1 rRNA gene is annotated in these 1,895 nt (G+C 50.5%); it reads left to right on the top strand.

The annotated features are described in order from the left end of the window. Positions 1-126: 126 nt before the first annotated feature. Positions 127-1,895 (top strand): 23S ribosomal RNA (locus HUB64_RS23015); the annotation flags it as partial.

Here is a 1,895-nt window from a genome sequence, read left to right as displayed (position 1 = left end):
AGTAAATTATTCTTTATTGAATAGTTTACGTCTAAGGCGCGTCCACTTCTTTGGTCAGAAGTGAGACAAGTAAAACCAAGCTGGTCGCAATGCGGCGCAGATGAGTGAAACTCATTTGGGTTGTATGGTTAAGCGACTAAGCGTATACGGTGGATGCCTTGGCAGTCAGAGGCGATGAAGGACGTAGTAACTTGCGAAAAGCGTTGGCGAGCTAGTAACAAGCATTTGAGCTAACGATGTCCGAATGGGGGAACCCAGCAGCATAAGCTGTTATCGCAACATGAATACATAGTGTTGCGAGGCGAACGAGGGGAACTGAAACATCTAAGTACCCTTAGGAAAAGAAATCAACCGAGATTCCCCTAGTAGCGGCGAGCGAACGGGGATTAGCCCTTAAGTCAGTGGGGTGTTAGTGGAATGCGTTGGAAAGCGCAGCGGCACAGGGTGATAGCCCCGTACATGAAAACTAACCATTGATGAAAACGAGTAAGGCGGGACACGTGACATCCTGTTTGAATATGGGGGGACCATCCTCCAAGGCTAAATACTCCTGACTGACCGATAGTGAACCAGTACCGTGAGGGAAAGGCGAAAAGAACCCCTGTGAGGGGAGTGAAATAGAACCTGAAACCGTATACGTACAAGCAGTGGGAGCGGTTCTTGAGACCGTGACTGCGTACCTTTTGTATAATGGGTCAGCGACTTACATTTTGTAGCGAGGTTAAGCGAATAGCGGAGCCGTAGGGAAACCGAGTGTTAACTGCGCGTTTAGTTGCAAGGTGTAGACCCGAAACCCGGTGATCTAGCCATGGGCAGGTTGAAGGTTGAGTAACATCAACTGGAGGACCGAACCGACTAATGTTGAAAAATTAGCGGATGACTTGTGGCTGGGGGTGAAAGGCCAATCAAACCGGGAGATATCTGGTTCTCCTCGAAAGCTATTTAGGTAGCGCCTCGAGCGAATACCATTGGGGGTAGAGCACTGTTAAGGCTAGGGGGTCATCCCGACTTACCAACCCTTTGCAAACTCCGAATACCAATGAGTACTACTCGGGAGACAGACGGCGGGTGCTAACGTCCGTCGTCAAAAGGGAAACAACCCAGACCGTCAGCTAAGGTCCCAAAGTACTAGCTAAGTGGGAAACGATGTGGGAAGGCTTAGACAGCTAGGATGTTGGCTTAGAAGCAGCCATCATTTAAAGAAAGCGTAATAGCTCACTAGTCGAGTCGGCCTGCGCGGAAGATGTAACGGGGCTAAGCTAGTCACCGAAGCTACGGGTGCACAGTTTACTGTGCGCGGTAGAGGAGCGTTCTGTAAGCCGTTGAAGGTGAAGGGGTAACCCACGCTGGAGGTATCAGAAGTGCGAATGCTGACATGAGTAACGATAAAGGGGGTGAAAAACCCCCTCGCCGAAAGACCAAGGGTTCCTGTCCAACGTTAATCGGGGCAGGGTGAGTCGACCCCTAAGGTGAGGCCGAAAGGCGTAATCGATGGGAAACAGATTAATATTTCTGTACTTCCGCTAACTGCGATGGAGAGACGGAGAAGGCTAGGCTAGCGCGGCGTTGGTAGTCCGCGTTTAAGGTGGTAGGTGGTGTTCTTAGGCAAATCCGGGGACACGTACTTTAATGTACACACTGAGAGCTGATGACGAGGTCCTACGGGACTGAAGTAGTTGATGCCATGCTTCCAGGAAAATCTTCTAAGCTTCAGGTTAGTGGGAATCGTACCCCAAACCGACACAGGTGGTCGGGTAGAGAATACCAAGGCGCTTGAGAGAACTCGGCTGAAGGAACTAGGCAAAATGGTACCGTAACTTCGGGAGAAGGTACGCTCCTGTTGGTGATGAGACTTGCTCTCTAAGCTGACGGGAGTCGCAGATACCAGGTGGCTG

Origin of the sequence: Shewanella sp. ISTPL2 (assembly GCF_013283205.1) — a bacterium.
GTDB lineage: Bacteria > Pseudomonadota > Gammaproteobacteria > Enterobacterales > Shewanellaceae > Shewanella > Shewanella oncorhynchi.
Note: the sequence above shows the minus strand (reverse complement) of the source record. Positions and strands in the feature narration are given on the sequence as shown.